This window comes from Sorangiineae bacterium MSr11367, assembly GCA_037157805.1.
Taxonomy (GTDB): domain Bacteria; phylum Myxococcota_A; class Polyangia; order Polyangiales; family Polyangiaceae; genus Pendulispora; species Pendulispora rubella.
This window is the reverse complement of the sequence record CP089983.1, coordinates 4,614,257-4,633,357: the sequence shown is the minus strand read 5'-3', so window position 1 is coordinate 4,633,357 and position 19,101 is coordinate 4,614,257. Positions and strand designations below refer to the sequence as shown.

Annotated in this window: 17 protein-coding genes; 8 read left to right on the top strand and 9 right to left on the bottom strand. The window is 66.3% G+C overall.

Annotated elements, in window-relative coordinates; genetic code table 11:
* Positions 1 to 39 precede the first annotated feature (39 nt).
* The 3 genes from LVJ94_18565 to LVJ94_18555 all read left to right on the top strand — a co-directional run bounded on the left by LVJ94_18565 (position 40) and on the right by LVJ94_18555 (position 6,290).
* Positions 40 to 1,731 (top strand): hypothetical protein, encoded by a 1,692-nt coding sequence (locus LVJ94_18565; GenBank protein WXB09225.1) that lies wholly within the window; start codon positions 40 to 42, stop codon positions 1,729 to 1,731.
* 62 nt (positions 1,732 to 1,793) lie between these two features.
* Positions 1,794 to 4,715 (top strand): 2-oxoglutarate dehydrogenase E1 component, encoded by a 2,922-nt coding sequence (locus LVJ94_18560; protein WXB09224.1) that lies wholly within the window; start codon positions 1,794 to 1,796, stop codon positions 4,713 to 4,715.
* A 42-nt stretch (positions 4,716 to 4,757) separates the two neighbouring features.
* Positions 4,758 to 6,290 (top strand): mechanosensitive ion channel family protein, encoded by a 1,533-nt coding sequence (locus LVJ94_18555; GenBank protein ID WXB09223.1) that lies wholly within the window; start codon positions 4,758 to 4,760, stop codon positions 6,288 to 6,290.
* A gap of 3 nt (positions 6,291 to 6,293) precedes the next feature.
* Here the strand turns inward: LVJ94_18555 and LVJ94_18550 are convergent, their stop codons facing one another.
* Positions 6,294 to 6,479, bottom strand: a complete 186-nt coding sequence (locus tag LVJ94_18550; protein WXB09222.1) for a hypothetical protein — start codon at positions 6,477 to 6,479, stop codon at positions 6,294 to 6,296.
* On the opposite strand from LVJ94_18550, the gene LVJ94_18545 reads away from it, so the two are divergent.
* Positions 6,478 to 8,256 carry a PrsW family intramembrane metalloprotease gene (locus LVJ94_18545; GenBank protein ID WXB09221.1) on the top strand — a complete coding sequence of 593 codons (1,779 nt, stop codon included), beginning with the start codon at positions 6,478 to 6,480 and terminating at the stop codon, positions 8,254 to 8,256. The genes LVJ94_18550 and LVJ94_18545 overlap by 2 nt on opposite strands.
* Here the strand turns inward: LVJ94_18545 and LVJ94_18540 are convergent.
* The 3 genes from LVJ94_18540 to LVJ94_18530 all read right to left on the bottom strand — a co-directional run bounded on the left by LVJ94_18540 (position 8,240) and on the right by LVJ94_18530 (position 10,152).
* Complete coding sequence (locus LVJ94_18540) at positions 8,240 to 8,557, bottom strand: FKBP-type peptidyl-prolyl cis-trans isomerase (protein WXB10733.1); 318 nt, start codon at positions 8,555 to 8,557, stop codon at positions 8,240 to 8,242. The genes LVJ94_18545 and LVJ94_18540 overlap by 17 nt on opposite strands.
* Positions 8,558 to 8,969: 412 nt before the next feature.
* Positions 8,970 to 9,215, bottom strand: a complete 246-nt coding sequence (locus LVJ94_18535) for a hypothetical protein (GenBank protein ID WXB09220.1) — start codon at positions 9,213 to 9,215, stop codon at positions 8,970 to 8,972.
* Positions 9,216 to 9,363: 148 nt separating this feature from the next.
* Complete coding sequence (locus LVJ94_18530) at positions 9,364 to 10,152, bottom strand: hypothetical protein (protein ID WXB09219.1); 789 nt, start codon at positions 10,150 to 10,152, stop codon at positions 9,364 to 9,366.
* Positions 10,153 to 10,575: 423 nt separating this feature from the next.
* Between LVJ94_18530 and LVJ94_18525 the strand changes: the two genes are divergently transcribed.
* On the top strand, positions 10,576 to 10,731 hold the full coding sequence (locus LVJ94_18525; protein ID WXB09218.1) for a hypothetical protein: 156 nt from the start codon (positions 10,576 to 10,578) through the stop codon (positions 10,729 to 10,731).
* On the opposite strand, the gene LVJ94_18520 is transcribed toward LVJ94_18525, so the two are convergent.
* Genes LVJ94_18520 through LVJ94_18510 form a run of 3 tightly spaced genes read right to left on the bottom strand, consistent with a single transcriptional unit; the run spans position 10,721 to position 13,364 of the window.
* The gene (locus LVJ94_18520; GenBank protein ID WXB09217.1) at positions 10,721 to 11,752 is read right to left on the bottom strand and encodes an ABC transporter substrate-binding protein; all 1,032 of its coding nucleotides are present in this window, start codon (positions 11,750 to 11,752) and stop codon (positions 10,721 to 10,723) included. The two genes, LVJ94_18525 and LVJ94_18520, sit on opposite strands and share 11 nt — an antisense overlap.
* A 3-nt stretch (positions 11,753 to 11,755) precedes the next feature.
* A complete protein-coding gene (locus LVJ94_18515) occupies positions 11,756 to 12,559 on the bottom strand; it encodes an ABC transporter permease (GenBank protein WXB09216.1) in 804 nt (267 codons plus the stop codon).
* Complete coding sequence (locus LVJ94_18510; GenBank protein WXB09215.1) at positions 12,549 to 13,364, bottom strand: ABC transporter ATP-binding protein; 816 nt, start codon at positions 13,362 to 13,364, stop codon at positions 12,549 to 12,551. The genes LVJ94_18515 and LVJ94_18510 overlap by 11 nt, the downstream gene beginning before the upstream one ends.
* Positions 13,365 to 13,531: 167 nt before the next feature.
* Between LVJ94_18510 and LVJ94_18505 the strand changes: the two genes are divergently transcribed.
* Together LVJ94_18505 and LVJ94_18500 are read left to right on the top strand one after the other, a co-directional pair.
* Positions 13,532 to 14,827 (top strand): ATP-binding protein, encoded by a 1,296-nt coding sequence (locus tag LVJ94_18505; GenBank protein WXB09214.1) that lies wholly within the window; start codon positions 13,532 to 13,534, stop codon positions 14,825 to 14,827.
* Positions 14,824 to 15,486 (top strand): response regulator, encoded by a 663-nt coding sequence (locus LVJ94_18500; GenBank protein ID WXB09213.1) that lies wholly within the window; start codon positions 14,824 to 14,826, stop codon positions 15,484 to 15,486. Before LVJ94_18505 ends, LVJ94_18500 begins: the two co-directional genes overlap by 4 nt.
* An 18-nt stretch (positions 15,487 to 15,504) precedes the next feature.
* On the opposite strand, the gene LVJ94_18495 is transcribed toward LVJ94_18500, so the two are convergent.
* The gene (locus LVJ94_18495; GenBank protein WXB09212.1) at positions 15,505 to 16,989 is read right to left on the bottom strand and encodes a hypothetical protein; all 1,485 of its coding nucleotides are present in this window, start codon (positions 16,987 to 16,989) and stop codon (positions 15,505 to 15,507) included.
* Positions 16,990 to 17,037: 48 nt separating this feature from the next.
* Positions 17,038 to 17,499, bottom strand: coding sequence for a hypothetical protein (locus LVJ94_18490; protein WXB09211.1), 462 nt, complete (start codon positions 17,497 to 17,499; stop codon positions 17,038 to 17,040).
* Between LVJ94_18490 and LVJ94_18485 the strand changes: the two genes are divergently transcribed.
* The gene (locus LVJ94_18485; protein WXB09210.1) at positions 17,489 to 19,018 is read left to right on the top strand and encodes a L,D-transpeptidase; all 1,530 of its coding nucleotides are present in this window, start codon (positions 17,489 to 17,491) and stop codon (positions 19,016 to 19,018) included. The genes LVJ94_18490 and LVJ94_18485 overlap by 11 nt on opposite strands.
* Positions 19,019 to 19,101 lie beyond the last annotated feature (83 nt).

The window sequence follows — 19,101 nt, the reverse complement described above, 5'->3', positions numbered from 1 at the left end:
ACCGACAGCGCAAGCTGCGCTCACCGAGGACACGCCCGCATGGCTGACGAATCGAAGGTCGAGGCCCGCGAAAATCCGATTCCGGCTCCCCTCGCCGATGATCATGAAGATGTATCGTGGGCACTTTCGACCGCGAAAACCACGTGGGACCGCGGCGAGCACACGGACGCACTCAAGTGGCTCCGTCGCGCGGCCGAAGCTGCGAGCGAGGCCGAGGCCGACGATCGCGCGCTCACCTTGGCGAAGGCCGCCGCGGACCTGACGACCCGCATCGACGAACTCGGCTGGGAGATCGGTTCGTCCGTGCGCCCGCCGCCCACGCCCCAAGGAGGAGGAGGCACCTTCCCCAAGGCCACGGTGCGTCTGAGCCCGCTCGTTCCACCGGCTCCGCCGCCTTCGCAGCAGCATTCCGCGCGGACGTCCGTTCCGCTTCCGCCGCCAGCCCCCTCCCCCCGCGCGATGCGCCCATCGGTACCGCAAGAGCGGCCCGCGCCCGGTGCACCGTCGTCGGGATCGGCGCGCGCGTCGACCCCATCGGGTGCTTCGCCGGCTCCGCCGAAGACGATGCCCACGCCACCGCGCTCGGCCACCGGGGCTGCGCTCTTGAACAATGCGGCGGGCAAGGCTGCGCGTCCGAAGCACCCGAGCCTGGGTCTTCTCGGACCCCGTCCCCGCATCTCGGATGCAACCCCGCCGCCGCTCCCGCCGCGTGCATCGACCGCGCCGCGCGTTCCCTCGAAGCCGCCGCCGCCCCCGGCCACGCGTGCGCCCACGCCGCCGCCTCCGCCGCCGCGCGTCGAGGCACCGGCGGTCATCGAGGCCATTTCGTCGAAGAACCTGGTCTCCGTGTCGGCGATCCCCGGCTCGGCGCCGCGGCAGCAAAGCCTGCCCGAGCGCCCCTCCTCCGGAACGACCAGCACGACGCAGCCGATCAGCGCCGAGCCATTTCCGCTCAACACGCCGGCGAGCGCGCACACCACGCCAGCCGCTCCGCCGCCCGCGGTCGAGAGCAGCTCGGAAATCTCCCAAGTGATCGTGTCGCAAAACCTGGCCGCTCGCGAAGGCCAGCGAACCACGCGCCCCGCCGGCGCCTGGGACGACTCGAGCCCGGACGACAGCTTTGCGTCCACGCAAGTGTACCGGTCGGGCCCCGAAAGCATCACCTTCGTGGCGCCCGGGGCTAGGCCCGATACCAGCCAGGTGATGGAGACGCCCACCGCGGCCCCGCCGGCCGTCGAGAGCGACAGCCACCTGACGTCGCCGCCGGCATCGTCGCAAGCCATGGAGAACATTCTCCGAAATACGAACTTCGGCTCGTCGGAGGAGATCGAGTCGTGGCCGACGGAGGCACTCCCGGGCAACGAACTACCGAACTTCTCATTTGACGACGCGACGAAAACCCGTATTGGTACGCCGGCTTACAGCGAAGAGGTTCTCGCGGCGTCGCCGGATGAAACGGTCGCTGCCGCCGATACGCAGCCGCGCGGTTCCCGCCCCAATTTGGAGCAGGAAATGCGCGCCTCGCGCCCGTCGTACACCAATGAAAGCCGCATTGCGGCACGAGGCCCGGTCCAAAAGCCTTCTCAGGCGGTGCGGGTCGTCGTGTGGCGTGATCCCGACGGCGTTCACGTCGCTCCCCATGGTACGACCGTAACGGCGATTTCCGTCGATGCCCTTCTCGTCGCGCTCGACCCGTCCGCGGATCTGTTCGCCTGGCTGACGAACAAGTAACCGGTTTTTTACGGTCAGTCTTTAGCGGCACACCCGCGAAGATGGAGTATCGTAGCCGCCGAATGTTCGACGAGTTCGGAATCAATGCAGGTCTTGTTGAGGAGCTTCACGCAAAATTCCAACAGAACCCGCAGGCTGTAGATGTCAAATGGCGCAAGTTCTTCGAGTCTCTGAATGGGGCTCCGAATGGGAATGGCGCGCCCATTGCGACGGTCTCGCCTGCTGCGGTGTCCGGTGCTTTCAGTGCTGGCGGAGGCGCGCCCAGCGCCGCGCCGCCCACGGTCGCCGCGGCTCTCAGGAATGGTAACGGTAACGGTGCAGTATCCCCGACCGTAAATGGTAGCGCGCGTGCTTCGTACGCGCCGCCGGCGCTGACGATCAGCCGCGCCGAGGAACAACTCGTCAACGCGGTCGCCGTTCAAGGTCGCGTCTATCAGCTCGTGAACATGTACCGCTCGCGCGGCCATTTGTTCGCGCGCGTCGATCCGCTGGTGAAGGATCCCAGCATCGATCCCACGGTCGCCGGAGCGCCGCCCGAGGCATCGCCCGAGCTCGATCTGGAGAACTTCGATCTCGCGCCGCAAGATCTGGAGAACACGTTCGCCACCGGCGGCATCTCCGGTTTGCCCGAGCGCACGACCCTCCGCCAGATCGTCGCGCACATGAGCGAGACGTACTGCGGCTCGATTGGCGTCGAGTACACGCACATCGAAGAACCGGAGATGCGCGACTGGCTCGAGCACCGCATGGAGTCGACGCGCAACCGCGCCGCGCTCGATCACAAGCAGGTCGTGCGCATCCTCACCAAGCTGACGGACGCAGAGGTCTTCGAGAATTTCATCGCGAAGAACTACCTCGGCGCGCGCCGCTTCTCGGTGGAGGGCGCCGAAAGCGTCATTGCCCTTTTGGCGATGTTGGTCGACGAAGCGGGAACGCACGGCGTCGGCGAGATCGTTCTCGGCATGGCCCACCGCGGCCGCCTCAACGTGCTCGCGAACATCATGGAGAAGGACGTGCGCGAGCTCTTCGCCGCGTTCGACGACAAGAAGCCCGAGCGCTTCCTCGGCGGCGGAGACGTGAAGTACCACCTCGGTTACTCCACGGATCGCGTCACCTCGTCGGGTGCCTCGGTGCACCTCTCGCTCGCCTTCAACCCGAGCCACCTCGAGTTCGTGAACCCGGTCGTCGAAGGCCGCGTGCGCGCCAAGCAGGATCGCGCGAAGCGCAAGCACGTCTTGCCGCTCCTCATCCACGGCGACGCCTCCTTCATGGGCCAAGGCGTGGTGCCCGAGACGTTGAACCTCGCGGGCCTCGAAGGCTACTCCACCGAGGGCACCGTCCACGTCGTGGTGAACAACCAAATCGGCTTCACGACGTTGCCGAAGGACTCGCGCTCCACGCGGTACTGCACGGACATCACGCGCATGATGAAGACCCCGGTCTTCCACGTGAACGGCGAGGATCCCGAGGCGGTCATCCAGGTTACGCGCTTGGCAATGGAATACCGCCAGCGCTTTCAGAAGGACGTCGTGATCGACGTCTACTGTTACCGCAAACTGGGCCACAACGAAGGCGACGAGCCGCGTTTCACGCAGCCCATCATGTACGCGCTGATCGACAAGAAGCCGACGGTCCGCGAGGTGTACGTACAGCGGCTGTTGGAGACCCACCGCATCACGCGCCAGCAGGCCGACGACATCGAGCGCGCCAGCAAGCAGCGCCTCGACGACGCGTTGGTCGAAGCACGCAAAGGCGACTACCACACGCTGCCGAGCGCGATGGAAGGCCTCTGGACGCCGTACTACGGCGGCCCCGACGTCCTCGTTCCCGAGGTGCCCACGCACGTCGACAAGACGCACATTCTCGACACGTTGGATCGGCTCACCAAGGTGCCGCACGACTTCACCCCCAACGCGAAGGCGCACGCCCTCATCAAGGCCCGCCGCGATCGCGCGCGCACCCAGAACACGATTCAGTGGGAGACGGCGGAGACGCTCGCCTACGCGACCTTGCTCGAGCAGGGACATCGCGTTCGCTTGAGCGGCCAGGACTGCCGCCGCGGCACCTTCAGCCACCGCCACGCGGTGCTCTACGATACCCAGACGGGCGCGCCGTTCGTGCCGCTCGCCAACGCGGGCCCGGGCCGGTTCGAAGTGCTCGACAGCCCGCTGTCCGAGGCCGCGGTGCTCGGCTTCGAGTACGGCTACAGCCTCGACTGGCCCGACGGCCTGGTGATCTGGGAGGCGCAGTTCGGCGACTTCATGAACGGTGCGCAGGTCATCATCGACCAGTTCATCGTCTCGGCCGAAGACAAATGGAATCGATTGTCCGGCCTCGTGCTCTTCCTCCCCCACGGCTACGAAGGCCAGGGTCCGGAGCACTCCAGCGGCCGCATCGAGCGCTTCCTCCAGGCCGCGGCCGAGGACAACATCCAGGTTTGCAACCTGACCACGCCGGCGCAGGTCTTCCACGTGCTGCGCCGCCAGGTGCTCCGTCCGTGGCGCAAGCCGCTGGTGGTCTTCACCCCCAAGAGCCTCTTGCGTCACCCCGAGGCCATTTCCACGGTCGACGATCTGGCAACGGGTTCGTTCCAGCGCGTCATCCCGGATGCCTCGGTGGACCCGAAGCAGACGAAGCGCGTGCTGCTCTGCACGGGCAAGGTCTATTACGACTTGGTCAAGACGCGCCGCGATCTGAAGCGGGACGACGTGGCCATCGTGCGCCTCGAGCAGCTTTACCCGCTCAACGTCACGCTGAAGGAAGCCCTCGCCCCCTACCCCGACGGCACGCCGCTCGTTTGGGTGCAGGAGGAGCCTCGCAACATGGGGGCGTGGTACTTCCTGAATGCGCGGCTGCGCGAGTTCATCACCGACCGGCTTCCGCTCTCGTTGGTGTCGCGCGTGGAGAGCGCAAGCCCGGCCACCGGCAGCAAGGCAAGCCACGACCTCGAGCAGCGCATGCTCATGGACGCGGCCTTCGGCTGATCGCCGCGCCACGTAGGAATGGGCGAGCGGGAATCGTGAGGCATGGGCGGGCTCCCTGAGCTGCTCGAGGGCTGGTCGTTCGTGCCGATTGGCGCGGTCGTCGTCCTCGTTGCCTACCTCGTCAACCGGTTTGCGCCGCAGTCGCGAAGACTCATGCGGCGCACCTTGGCGCTGTACGGCGTCTTCGTCCTTCTCTACGGCATCGCCATCCTGCTGACCAAAGCGGGCTTCACCGCGTGGGGCCCGCGTTTTCAAATCGGCGCGGACCTCTTCGAAGCGTTCACGATGGTGGCGCTGGCCGGGTTCGTCGTCTTCGACTTCCTCCTGCCTCGGATGAAGGTCGACCTGGTCAGCATCACGTCGGACATCATCCTGGGCATCGCCTACGTGGTCACGACCATCGGCGTGGCGCACGAGGCCGGGATGGATCCCTCCTCGGTGCTCGGCGCATCGGCGCTGGTGAGCGCCGTGGTCGCGCTCTCGCTGCAGGCCACCCTGGGCAACATTTTGGGCGGCGTCGCCTTGCAGCTCGATGGCTCGATCCACGTGGGCGACGCGATCACGCTCGAGAATGGGCGCTCGGGGCAGGTCAAAGAGATCCGCTGGCGACACACCGTGCTGGAGACCAAGGAGTGGGACACGATCATCGTGCCCAATGCGTCGCTGCTCGCGCAGAACATCACCATCCTCGGCAAGCGCGAGAACGAGCCGCTCCAGCGGCGCGTGTCGGTGTTCTTTCACGTCGATTTTCGGTTTCCGCCCCAGCGGGTGATCCGCGTCGTGGAGGAGGCCATCACCGCGACCCCCATCCCCGAAGTGGCGGCGAGCCCGAAGCCGTCGGTCGTCTGCGTCGATCTGGCGCGCCCTGGGGGCGATAGCTTCGCATACTACTCGGCGCGCTACTGGCTCACGGACCTGGGCGCCGACGAGAGCACCGCCTCGCAGGTGCGGGCGCGCATCCATGCGGCGCTGCGCCGAGCCAGCATCCCTCTCGCGCGGCCGGCGCAGACTGTGTTTCTCACGACCGAGGACAACGCCGTGGAGAAGACGGCCCGCGCCCGCTCACGCCGGCTCGATGCCGTTCGGGCAATGGAGCTCTTTCACGGACTCACCGACGAAGAGAAGTCGGCCGTCGCGGATCGCTTGCATTTTACACCTTATGCCGCGGGCGAGACGATCACGCGGCAGGGCAACACGGCCCACTGGCTTTACCTGGTGACGCAGGGGCGCGTGGAGGTTCGCACGCACGCCGATGGCCTTTCGCACGCGGTGGCCACGGTCGACGGGCCCGACTTCTTCGGGGAGATGGCCCTCATGACCGGCGAAATGCGCACGGCCGACGTGGTCGCCGTCACCGACGTGGAGTGCTACCGACTCGATCGGGGCGCCTTCGAGGAAATTTTGCAGAAGCGACCCGAGGTCGCCGACGACATGAGCCAAACGATCGCCCGGCGCCGCGTGGCCCTCACCGCCTCCCGCGACGGGCTCGATCACGCGAGCAAACGCGAGCGCGAAGCCCGCGAGCAACAGCGCATTCTGAGCAAGATCCGCGACTTTTTCGGCCTCTCCGAGTGACCCCTAGTGGGCCTTTTTCTCCGCCGGCGTGGCGTCTTCTGCTTCATTCGGCGCCGGGGGAACGGTGGCGGCGATCCGCGGCCGCGCCCAGGGTTCGCCCTTCCGCGCAAGAATGGAGATGACCCAGACGGCAAGCGCCGTTATGACGAACGCTGCCACGTAGAGAAGCGGGCGGGGATCGGCTGACATGAATCACGCACCCTACCGCTGGTTACTTTGGCTTTCCACTGCGTGGACGCTTTGTCTTTTTTGTGTCGGCTGCGGGGAGCTTCAGCTCGCACAGACGCACGACGTGGAGCTCGTTTACCGAGCGACCGCGCCCGCTGCGAAGGACACCGCAGCGCGGGTGCGGGCCCGGCTTGGTGCGGCGCGGGTGCCGGCCGATGTTCGTGAAAAGGACGGCGAGATCCACGTCACCGTGGACCACGACCTCGCCGAGTCGGCCGACACGTATCTGCGGTGGCGCGGCGGCGTGACCCTGCATCGCGTGGACGAGGTGGGAAGGCCCCTCGAGCCACCGCTGGTGGACTTCGCCGACCGAATCGCCCGCGTGGAAGCTTCGCGGCATGGGCACGATCTGACGATTTTCACCACGGTGACGATGCGCACCCCGCCGAAGGAGCCGCTGGCCATCGTGCTCGCGGGCAAAGTCCTCGCGACGCAGCGGATCGAGAACGCCCCTTCCCTGACGGTCTCCTTCGGCGACGATCTCGATTCCTACGCGCGCGCGGACCGTGCGCGCATGCTCATCGGCAGCCCCTCCCTGCCCGCGCTCACGCAGGTCGCGACCCAAGCGGTCCCGCCGCGCTGGGGCATTGGCATCCTGGGCCTCCTTTTGCCGATCCTGCTCTCCGTCGGGTGGCTCTCGTTCGTGCGCCGCTTCGATCGCGCGCGCCCCGAGCCCGGGTGGCTCGTCGGCGTGACCTTCGCGCTGGGCGGTGTGAGCGCGCTGCTGGCGGGGGTGGTTCAATATGGACTTATTCATCTAAGTCCGTATCTGCACCCGACGACGATGACCTTCGGTGGCCAGCTCGTGGCCGCCCCGCTCGCCCTGCTCGTCTTCACCGTGGTGGTGGGGCTCACGGAGGAAGGCTCCAAGTGGCTCGGCGTATGGTCGTTCGCGCGCCACCGGCGCGAGTTCGACGAGCCCGTCGATGGCATCGTCTACGGCGTGGCGTCCTCGCTGGGGTTCGCGGCCGTGGAGAACATCCGCTACTTTGCCCTGGGGCGCCTCGCCACGGGGCTGGTGGTGTTGCGTACGTTCACCAGCCTCCCGGCGCACATGTTCTTCGGCGCCATCTGGGGATACGCCCTCGGGCGCAAGCTCGTGGCGCCCCGCACCAGCAACCTCAAATTCGTGCTCCTCGCCGCCCTTTGCCATGGCGCGTACGACACGTTCCTCTCGGTGCACCGCCTCGAGTACGCCACCTTGCTCCTGCACTTCGCACTCACGACGCTCTTCGTCGCGCTTTTGCGGCGTGCACTCCGCCGCGGGGTGGTCGCGCCGGGCGGCTCGGTGCCCGAATCGTCCCGGCGGCTCTCGTTCGCGCTGGGCTCGTCCAAGATTTTCGCGCTCTGGGCGATTTCGCTCCACCTCGTCGCGGTGGCCATCGTCGCCTTGGGCCTCTACTTCGACGCGCGAAGCCAGAGCGTGAACCTCGCGTTCCTGACCGCCGGCACCGGCCTTCTCGTCTTGTTTGCCGTGGCCGCGCACGGCCTCGTGGCCACCCTGCCGCTCGAGGCCGTGGTCGACGAAAACGGCGTCACCTTCGGCGGGGCGAGCCGCTCGTGGGACGAGATTCGCAGCTTCGACCGCTACCGCGCCCCCGTCTCCTTGGGTGTGGTCGGCGAGGCGTACGAGATCGTCGTGCACTCGTCCAAGGGGCCGCTGCGCATCGGGCCCGGGAGCGACGATGCCACGACGACCCTCGCCGCCTGCCTATCGTCCTTTATTCGACCGCAATGAGCTCGACATCGAACTTCAACGCCGCCTTCGCCGGAATGTCGGGCGGGTGCCCGGCCTCTCCGTAGGCCAAGTCGTACGGGATGGTGAGCTTGCGCTTGCCGCCGACCTTCATCCCGGCGACCCCTTGATCCCAGCCCTTGATGACCTGGCCGGCGCCGAGCTTGAAGTCGAAAGGATCGCCGCGATCGCGCGAGCTGTCGAACTTCTTCCCATTCATCAACGTGCCCGTGTAGTGCACCTTGACCTTGTCACCGGACTTCGCCTCGCGGCCGGTCCCGACGACCTCGTCGACGATTTCCAACTTGGTGGGGCCGGGTAGTTCGGGCGGAGCGGCCGACGGTTTGAAGCTCGATTTCTCGGGCTCGTCGACCTTCTTCGAACACGCGGGCAACGACATCGAAACCGCGGCGGCCAAAGCCGCCGGCAACACGCATCGCAGGAGTTTCATAGCGATGAAGGCTTCTAGCACCAGCCTTGACTTTACTGTGGGAAGTTGCGTCCCGGATCGCGGCTCCGTCAGATGTCGAACCGCGGCAGCGCGACATCCGCGGCGGGGCCGCCACCATGCCGCTTCGGCAGGCGGGAGCCGCCGCAACGTTTGGCGATCCTGATAGGAGCCAGGGGCAAGGGCGCCGGCCTCGCCGGGCTTATTTCGCTGCCGCGGTTCGGCCTAAATGAAATCTCGATTCGAAACGAAGCTTCTGGCTGAAACGTCAACCGCTTGAACCATGCTTCAAGTGCGCCTCGATCTGCCGCAGGCGCTGCTCGACGGCGGCCGGCTCGAGGTAAATGGCCATGCGGGCGCGAAGCTCGGGCAATGCACGCAAATAGTCGTGCGTCTGCGCGTGCTCGGGCGACGATACCCCCACGGCGTGCAAGGCTCGCTGGACGGTGCCAGGGCCAATCATCGGCGCGAGCCCGGTGCGGGTCACTATTTCCTCGAACAGCCTTCGACTCATCGTTCCGCGTACGCCGCTCCGAACATCGGATGTCAGTGATAACGGTATTTTCGACTGCCATAATATGGCTTGAGTCGCAGGCTCTGCAAGCGCGGGGGCGGAAATCCTTGGCCCTTACACGCAACCGCATGGGCGCCGATGGTAGGGATTAGAAGAAATAGTAGGCGCTCAGCATCCAGCGGTGATTGCGGGCCGTCGCGTCGTCGACGAATCGCTGGTGCGTGAAATGGTACGAGACGCCGACGCGCAATGCAGGCGTTACGTCGAAGAAGACGTTGGCATCGAAGTAGCGCGCAAGCTTGTACACGCGCGTTGCTTGGCTTGGATCGGTCAAGCTGGCGACGTTGCTCGACTGCGCCTGCGTGTAGTTCGTCGCGACGAAGAGCCGGCCGGTTGGCGGTAGGTAATACTGCAAGGTGACCACGAACGTGCGCCAATCGATGGTGCGCAAGGTGCCCGTGGCATCGTAGGTCACCAGACCGTTGTCGACATTGGGCGTGTAGCCCGGCAACGGGGGAAAGGTCGCGCCGGCCTGCGTGCGCGTTTGATCGGCAATGCCGCGGCCGTGCACGAACGATCCGGTGAAGGTCAGCGCGTTGCCGCGGTTCTCCACGCTCTTCACCGGAATGATCGGCACCAGTGCATCGATGGACGCGCCCCACCCCGTGGCTTCGCGGGTCGCGGTGGGCTTGGCCGAGGGCTCGTCCACACTGAAAGCGCGCACCAGCCCCGAAAAGCCAATGGTGAGCGCATCGGTGGGAGACCCATCGGTGCCCGCATCGCAGGAAGGAAGGCCGCGAATGCGATTGAAGCGCACCCGCACGGCCGCCTGCCCCTCCGGCAACGCCGCATCCCGCTGCGGAGGACGCACCGCGGCGGCGGCCACCTCCACGTCGACGAGCTTCGACTTGAACGCGTGCGAAATACGCACTTGCATGGTGCGCACGAGTACCGCATTCGGAATGGGCAAATAGAAAAGCGACTGCGACGAGCTGGGAAAGAAAAAGGGCTGGTCCCGAAAAGCCCCCACGTCTGGCCGGCCAGGATATCGATGGGGTCGGAGAGAAGCTTGATGTACGCGTGCCGCAAACGAAACGTCGCATTGCCATAGAGCGATGCTTCGGAGACGTCCGACGGCTGATTCCCCTCGAAATCGCCCTCGATCAGCGCCAAAGGACGGATCCCGTGGTACGTGGGCGCCTCCATCTTGAAGCCAAGGCGGCTTCCGCGCGCGCTGAATTGCATGCGCCCGCGTTTGCTCCCGAGGCTATCGTCGTGCACGAGGACCACGCCGCCGATGGAGTCCGCGTAGCTGCGCGTGGAGTCGTGGTGGAGGCGGAGTTCCACTTGGCCATACGGCGTGATTCGCCAATTGGAATCGGGATTTCCAATCGTCACCGTGTACGGCGAGCGCACGAACTCGGGCGCGCGCCCCGGAGGCTGTGCCAAGCTCGTTCCTGCAGTGAGCATGACTGCACACAAGATGTACATCATGACGCACGACTTCATGGCGTGACCCCGACTTTGTCGACGAACTCGGTCGTGTACGTCTTGGCCAGATCGATGTAGTTCCTCTTGCCTTTGACGGAGGGAGAACAGTGGCTCAACACCTCGAGCACGTTCTGTGCGCCCTCTTTGGACATGCGCCCATCGGCGTTGAACATCGACTTGCTATCGTGAATCGCCTTGACGTAAATCGCCGGGTTCCCGCCGCCGAAGTCGGCGGGCATCTTCGCCGCGATGTCCTCCGCCGCGTGGTCGCGGATGAAGCGCAACCCCTTCACCAGCGCATTGACGAGCTTTTGGACCACCGGCTTGTGGAGGGCCACGTAGTCGCAGTTCATGTACAGCGCGCTCGCAGGATAGAGCCCGCCCAACGCGGCCTTGGTGCCATCCTCGGTGCGCATGTCCAGCATCACCTTGGCCTTGCCGGTGCTCAGGAGCTGCGCCACCGTCGGATCCGTGGTCATGCCCGCGTCGATGCTGCCCTGGTCGAGCGCAGCGATGAAGGTCGACCCCGCGCCCGCCTTCACCCCCGTGTACTGCGACGTCGGGATACCGTGCCGCAAGGCCAAGTACTGGGTGAGAAAATCGGTGGAGGAGCCGGGGCTGGTGAAGCCAAGCTTCTTTCCTTTGAAGTCAGCGGGGCTCTTGATGGTCTCCGCCTTCGCCGTCGAAACGACTTCGACCTCGCCGGGGATGTTGGCCATCTGCACCACGCTGGTGATGCATTTGCCCTTGGTTTGCAGGTCGATCGTGTGGTCGTAAAAGCCCACCACCCCCTGCGCATCACCGGCGATGAGCGAGATTTCCGCCGTCGCGCCGGCCTGTTCGGAAAGAAGCCGGACCTCCAGGCCCTCCTCTTTGAAATAGCCCAATTGCTCACTGAGTTTCGCCGGCAGGTAAATCACCTTGTCGATGCCGCCGACGATGATGGTGAGCGGCCCCTTGTCCCCGCCGCGCCGTGAGTCGCGGCAGCCGGCGGCCGAAGCCGCGAGAAGAACCAGGGCGAACAACGCCGATCGACGAATGCTCATGGCTCACACCTGCGTGTCCGTGCTCGCCGACGGCGGGCGCCATTTCAAGAGACGCTTTTCCAGCGCCGTGAGAACCCATTCGGCCACCAATGCGAGCACGGTGACCACGATCATGCCGGCATAGATGCCCGCCGAATCGAAATTGCCCTGCGAGCGATTGATCAACAGGCCCAAGCCCTTGTCGGCGCCGACGACCTCGCCGACCACCGCACCGATCAGCGCAAAGCCAAAGGCCGAGTGCAGCGAGGCGAGGATCCACGACGTGGCGCTGGGAACGACGATCGTCGTCAAAATCTGAAACGGACTCGCCCCGAGAATCCGTGCATTGTTCACCAGGTTCTTGTCCACCTCGCGCGCGCCTTGGAAGGCATTGAAGAAGACGGCGAAGAACACCAAGACGAACGCCGTCGCAATCTTCGAGGTCTGCCCGATGAGGCCGAACCAAATCACGAACAACGACGCCAGGACGATGCGCGGAACCGCATTCGCGGCTTTGATGAACGGCGAAAAGATGTCCGCGAGCACCGGCTTTTGTCCGAGCAAAATGCCCAACATGACGCCGGCGACCGAGCCTAGCACGAAGCCAAAAACGGCTTCCTCCAAGGTGACCTCGATCTGCTCCCAAATGGTGCCCTGGCTCGTGCCCAGCACGAACCACTCGACCAGCTTTTGCCAGACGAGCGACGGCTTGGAATAAAAGAATGGGTCGATCCAATACGTCGCCGTGAGCTCCCAGCTCGCGAGCCATGCGACCACCAGCGCCAGGCGAAGCGCCCAGATTTTCAGCGTTCGACCATCAAGCGACACGGCGGGCACCTCGCGCTCGGGTCTTGTCGACTTCCTGACGCAGCGATTCCCAGATCTCTTTGTAGATCTCCAGGAACTCGGTGGTGAGGCGGATGTCCTCCACGTGGCGCGGGCGCGCCAGCGGCACGGCAAAAGAGCCTTTCACGGTCGCGGGACCACAGGTCATCACCACCACGCGATCGGCCAGCACGATGGCCTCCTCGAGATCGTGCGTGACGAAGATCACCGCCGCGCCGGTGCCCGACCAAAGTCGCAACAGTTCGTCCTGCATGAGCGCGCGTGTCTGCACGTCGAGCGCGCTGAAGGGCTCGTCCATCAGGAGGATCGACGGCTCGTTCACCAGCGTCTGCGCCAGGGCGACGCGCTTGCGCATGCCGCCGGAGAGCTGGTGCGGGTAGTAATCCTCGAAGCCCGCGAGGCCCACCTTTTCGACCCACGCGCGGGCCAGCTCGCGCGCGTGGACTTTGGACGCCCCGCGGTAGCGCGGGCCGATGGCCACGTTGTCGAGCACCGTTCGCCAGGGCAGGATGGCGTCGTTCTGGAACATGTAGCCCACGCCGCTGGGAATGCCGTTCACGAGTTGCCCGCGCACACGCGTCTCGCCCTCGGTGGCGAGCTCCAGGCCCGACACCAACGACAGGGTCGTGGATTTTCCGCAGCCGGTGGGACCCGCCACCGCGACGAACTCCCCGCGTCCCACCGTCATGGTGAGATCGCGCACCGCCGTATGCACACCGCCGGCACTTCGGAACCGCTTGGTGGCACCGCGGATTTCAATCAAGGGATCTGCAGGCTTGTCGGTCATCGGAAAAGCTCCTACATGTCGACGCCGTTTCCGCACGGTGGCGTGTCCGTAACGTGTAACCGGCATCGCCTGCGGCGCGAACCCTTGTCGAGATTGCTCGCGTATTGGCCGTTGTTCGTGTTTTGCGCGTTTTGCTCGCGCACAGCGCAAGGGGTACATTCGAGGCCATGGCGCCGGTGCGCATGCCCTTCACCCGGCAGATGCTGCTGCTTCAGATCGGGCTCGTCACCTTGATGGTGGCGGTGGGCTTCGTGCTCACGGCGTGGATCCTCAGTGACAGCTTGATCGAGCAATACCAACGGCGCGCGCTCGCCGTCGCGGAGAGCGTGTCGACGGATACGGTCGTCGGCGATGCCGTGGCCAACGGAGACCCCGAGCACGTCGTGCAAGCGCGCGCCGAGGCCGTACGCACGGCCACCGGCGCCGCGTTCGTCGTCGTCACGAACCGCGATGGCATCCGTTACGCGCACCCCATGCCGGAGCGACTCGGGCAGCGCGTCAGCACGGACCACACCGAGGTGGTCGCGGGCAAGAAGGTGAGCAATCTGCAACACGGCACCTTGGGCCTCTCGGCACGCGGCAAGGTGCCGCTCCTGGATCACACGGGCGCGATCGTCGGAGAGGTCAGCGTGGGCTTCAACGCCGACGGCATCTACGATCGACTTTGGTCGCTGCTGCGTGTGGCGGCGCCGCTGGCCGTGGCCGCCCTGCTGCTCGGCGTCGCGGGCTCGGCGCTGCTCGCGCGGCTGCTGAAGCAGCGCACCTTCGGCCTCGAACCGCACGAGCTCGCGGAGCTGGTGCAACAGCGCGAGGCGCGGCGCGAGCTGGACTCGATCCATCGCCTCGACGGTGCGCTCCGGGCGCAGCGGCACGAGTTCGCCAACCGACTGCACGCGCTCTCGGGCCTCTTGCAGTTGCAGCACCACCAAGAGGCCATGGAGTACGTGCAGGCGCTCTCGGGCACGCCCGTGTTGACGCCGGGCACCTTGTCCATTCCGGAGGAGGCGCTGCGCGATCCCTACCTGCACGCGTTTCTCTCGGCGAAAACGCTGGCGGCGCAGGAAAAGGGCGTTTCGCTGGAGCTCGCCGAGACGACGTGGATCACGACCAAAGTGATCGCGCCGGTGGCGGTGACCACGGTGGTGGGCAACCTCGTCGACAACGCGCTGGAGGCGGCCAAGCTGGGCGGCCGGCGACCTGCCCGCGTCGAGGTCGATCTCATCGCCGACGGCGCGACGTTGCACGTCTCGGTGACCGACACCGGTGACGGCGTGCCCGAACGGCTGCGCGAGTCCATCTTTCTCGAGGGCGTGTCCACCCGGGATGGCGACGGCCGCGGCCTTGGCCTCGCGCTCACGCGGCAGGCGGCGCGGAGCCTCGGCGGGGACGTGCGGCTGACCGATCCTGGCGGCGGGGATCACGGCGCGGTGTTCGTGGCGCGTTTGCCCGAGGTGCTCGCATGATCCGCGTGCTCGTCGTCGAGGACGACTTTCGCGTGGCCCAGGTGAATGCCGCTTTTGCGGAACGTGTGCCGGGGTTCAAGGTCGTGGGAACCGCCCGCACCGCGGCCGAGGCACGTCAGCTCGCGCGCGAGCTTTCGCCCGATCTGGTGCTGCTCGATTCCTACTTGCCCGATGGTTCCGGCATCGAGCTTTTGCGCGAGCTCGACGCGGACGCCATTCTGCTCACCGCGGCCTCGGACGCCGAGTCGGTGCGTGCGGCGTTTGCCGCGGGCGCGTTGAACTACGTCATCAAGCCGTTCACGGCGGAGCAGCTGCACGACCGCCTCACCGCGTACGCGCAGTACCGCGCGCACCTCGGGGTGCCCACCAAGACGCTGTCGCAGGAGGACATCGACCGCGCCTTCCGCCTGCTTCACGAAGGCGACCGCCCGCCCGCCGCCAAAGGCCAATCCCCCGTCACGGCGAAGCTCGTGGGCGATGCCCTTCGCGCGGCCGAGGGCCCGCGCTCCGCCGCCCAACTGGCCACGGACCTCGGCATCGCCCGCGCGACGGTGCAACGCTACCTCGCCGCCCTGGCGCAAGAGGGCACGGTGCGCATGACCCTGCGCTACGGCGCCACCGGCCGACCCGAGCACCAATACGAGTGGGACCGGCGCTGAATCGGCGGCGCAATATCGCTAGTGCTTGCTCTGGGTGCGCGGCGGGGACGTGGGGGGCGGACGCGCGGGATCGGAGGGCAAGGTCACGCCGAGTTGACCGGCCACGAGGCCGAGCAGCGCATCGAGCTGCTCGCGCGTCACCGGGCCGTGGAGGCGCACCATCGAGCCCTGGTCGATGATGTCGACGGTGCCGAGCAGGTTCTGCGTGATGAGGCGCACGGCAATCGAGTTTTGCGAGCGCACCACCTTGCGCAAGGCATCGGCGGCCGCGGAAGCGGAGGCCGGATCGGGCGTGTCCCCTTCCCCGTAAACCTCGGCGCCGCCGTCGGCGCGTGGCACGACCCAGAGGCGCATCTCCGAGATGGACTGCGGAATGAACGGCATGGGCCGATGCGGCGTCTGCAAGGTCAAACGCATCGCCTCGCCCGGACGGGCGTGCGTGGAGACCTTGGCCTTGACCAGGGTCTTTGCCGCCGTGTTCGCGTAATCCGGCGGCACCACGGCGAGCACACGCGACTGCGGCCGCAAGAACACGCGCTGCGCGCGATCGGCATGGCCCAGCGCGGCCTTCACACCGGGCACGCCCGCGTCGTACACCCCGCCGCTCGCGTACTTCTTCGACACCACGTCGATCGCGCGGTCGACGAGTTTGTCGCTCGCCGAATAGTGCACCAAGATGACATCCCGCTCCGTGCGCATGAGCGACGGCCCGGTGATGTAGACCCAATCCGTATCGCGCACCGGATCCACCTGGGTGCCGGACATGAAGTCATCCCACTGCGGAATGGCCGACAAGAGCGGCCCCATTTGCACCCCCACGGGGTTCTTGCGGATCTCCTCCATGTTGACGAACAGCCGCACCAACGGCGGCCCCGCCTGCACGTCGCTCGCGGCGGCCACCAGCGACGACGGATCGCGGGACTTGTTCTCCCCGCCCGCATCGCCGCGATCGGCCACCGCCGCATCGGCAAGCGCGCCCGCATCCGCGGCCGCCACGGCACCTGCGTCTTCTTTGCCGCCATCTTCCGGAGTCTCGGCATCCGTGCCCGCGTCGGTCCCCGCGTCCTCGGCCGCGTCGGCCCCCGCGTCCCGCGCGCCCGCGTCCTCCTTGCTCGTGGCCGAAGTTGGCTTGGCCGTGACACCACCGCCAGGGGTTTCCTCGGGCGGGGGCGGAGGCTCCGGTGCGGGGGGCTCGGGCGGCTGGTCCTCGATCAGGTCGATGGGAATGGAGAGCTCGCCTTCGGTATCGACGAAATCGAGCTTTTGCTCGGGCAGGAGCGACCAGGGCCCCAAGGCGTAGTGCAGGGCAATCGACGCGACGAACGCGACCGCGAAGGCATTGCGAATGCCACGGCGGTCCCAGAATTTCTCCGGACCGGTCCGCTTTTTGGAGTGCCGGTGCGGATGCCGGCGCATCGTAGCGTGCGGCGCAGTGGGTGCGCCGTCTGCCGCGCCCGCCACGATGGACCGCTCCGCCTGCGGGGAACGTGTCTCCTCACCCACGCCTATTTCCTCTTTTTCCCACAGGACTCTCGCCAAGACTCGCTTTTTTCACGAGCCACACGCGGCATAGTTCTTGTTGCCCATCTTGAGGCCCGTTGCAAGCAGCAGCCCAAGCCCAAGAAGTGGATCGACAGGGCCCCGCGGCGGTACTAGAGGCAGCAGCGCCGTAGCAACACCCCAGCATTTTTCCACGCATTCGTTCATGCATTTTTCTCGCCGAACCTTATCGAGAGCCGCCGTTCTAACCGTCTCCGCGGTCAGCGCGGCCATCGCATCGGGCAGTCTCTCTGCAGTTTCTCTGTCGGGCTGCAGCCAAGATTCGTCCCCGTCGTCGAGCCCGTCCCAGGCCGAGGCCGGCGCGACGCCCTCTCCCGCGCCGCCGGCGAGTAACAAGCCGGTGAACGAAGAGAAGCAGGCTTCGCAGCCTACGACGAAAGAGGTCGCCGATGCGGCCTGGGATGGCCCGCTCATCGGCGCGCTCTTCATGCAGACGCCGATCATGAGCGACATGGAATGGCCGCTCCCCGAAGGTTCGCGCATCAAGGATCCGGCCCGCGAGAAGGTGGTTCGCATCGGATACCTGCGGAAGGGTTCCAAAGTCCCGGTCATTCCCGAGGCCCATCGGAAATCGAACTGCACCGACGGCTGGTACGAGCTCGTGCAAGGCGGGTTCGTCTGCGGACGCTACGCCACGTTGGAGCTGAATCATCCGACGATCCGGCTGCAGGCCCCGCACATGCCGTACATGAATGCGCCGCTTCCCTACGAGTACGGCTACAACCTGACGCACGGGATGCCGCTTTACCGCAACATCCCCTCGCGCGAAGAGCGCCTCGAGTACGAGCCGTGGCTCTCCGGAAGAAAGCCTGCACCGCGCCCGCTCCAGGAAACGGCGACCGTGGACCTCGACGCCGGGGTCGCGCGCAGCATCTTTGCGACGGCCGCGCCGCCGGGGGTCAACCCCAACGACCCGCTGGGCATGGGCGCGGGCCCGGCCAGCGACGTGGACGCCTCGACGCCGTGGTACATGCAAAGCTTCGACGGCGGGAAGCCGCAGATCACGCTCGATGAGCTTCGCGGTGAAGAAGGCGGGCCCGTGGTGCGGCGCATGGTGCGCGGCTTCTTCCTGGCGCTGGACAAGCAGGAAGAGCATCCGGAAAACCACTCCAAGTGGTGGAAGACCACCGGCGGCAACGTCGTGCCGTTCGAGCGCGTGGTCGTGCAGCGCCTGTTGACCGATTTTCACGGGGTTTGGCTGCAGGATATGCCTCCGGGCATCCCGACCATCTCGGGCAATCCCCCCAACGGCGACGCCGGTGCGGGCGAGGCGGGTGCGCCGCAGATCGTCCCGCTCCCGACGAAGCTTCCCGTCGGGTTCATGCTCTGGCGCGGCCACAAGTGGACCTTGGCCGAGGGGAACAAGCGCGCCGTCCGCGGCGAAGCCCTCCCCCGCTTCACCGCGGTGGGGCTGACCGGCAAGAGCGTGAGCCTCGGTGGTTTCGGCTACTGGGAGACCGAGGAGGGCTGGTGGATGCGCAACGCCGATGGGCAGATTGCCCGCGCCACCACCCCGCCGAAGGACCTGGCCCCGAACGAGAAGTGGATCGACGTCAACCTGAAGACGCAGACCGTGGTCCTCTACCAGGGCGCCCAGCCGGTTTATGTCACGGTCGCTTCGACCGGGAAAAAAGATCCCATCAAAGAAAAGAACCACGAGACCAAGCCGGGCTCGTTCCGGATCCGCGAAAAGCACATTGCGTCGACCATGGATGGCGATGTCGCGAGCGACGGGCCCTACTCGATCGAGGACGTGCCCTGGATCATGTACTTCAACGGCAGCATCGCCCTGCACGGAGCCTTCTGGCACTCGAATTTCGGCCGGGAGCGCAGCCATGGCTGCGTGAACCTTTCTCCTTTGGACGCGCGCGCCATCTTCCAGTGGACGGATCCGCCCCTCCCGGAAGGCTGGCACGGGGTCATGAGCACGCAGGAACGGCCGGGTACGCGGGTGGTGGTCCGCGAGGAGTAAAGGCCGGAGAAGCGCGACCTTTCGCGCTGGCGATGGCGAAAGCCGGTCGCCAAGGGAGCCAAAGGATACCGGACGGGGGCTCC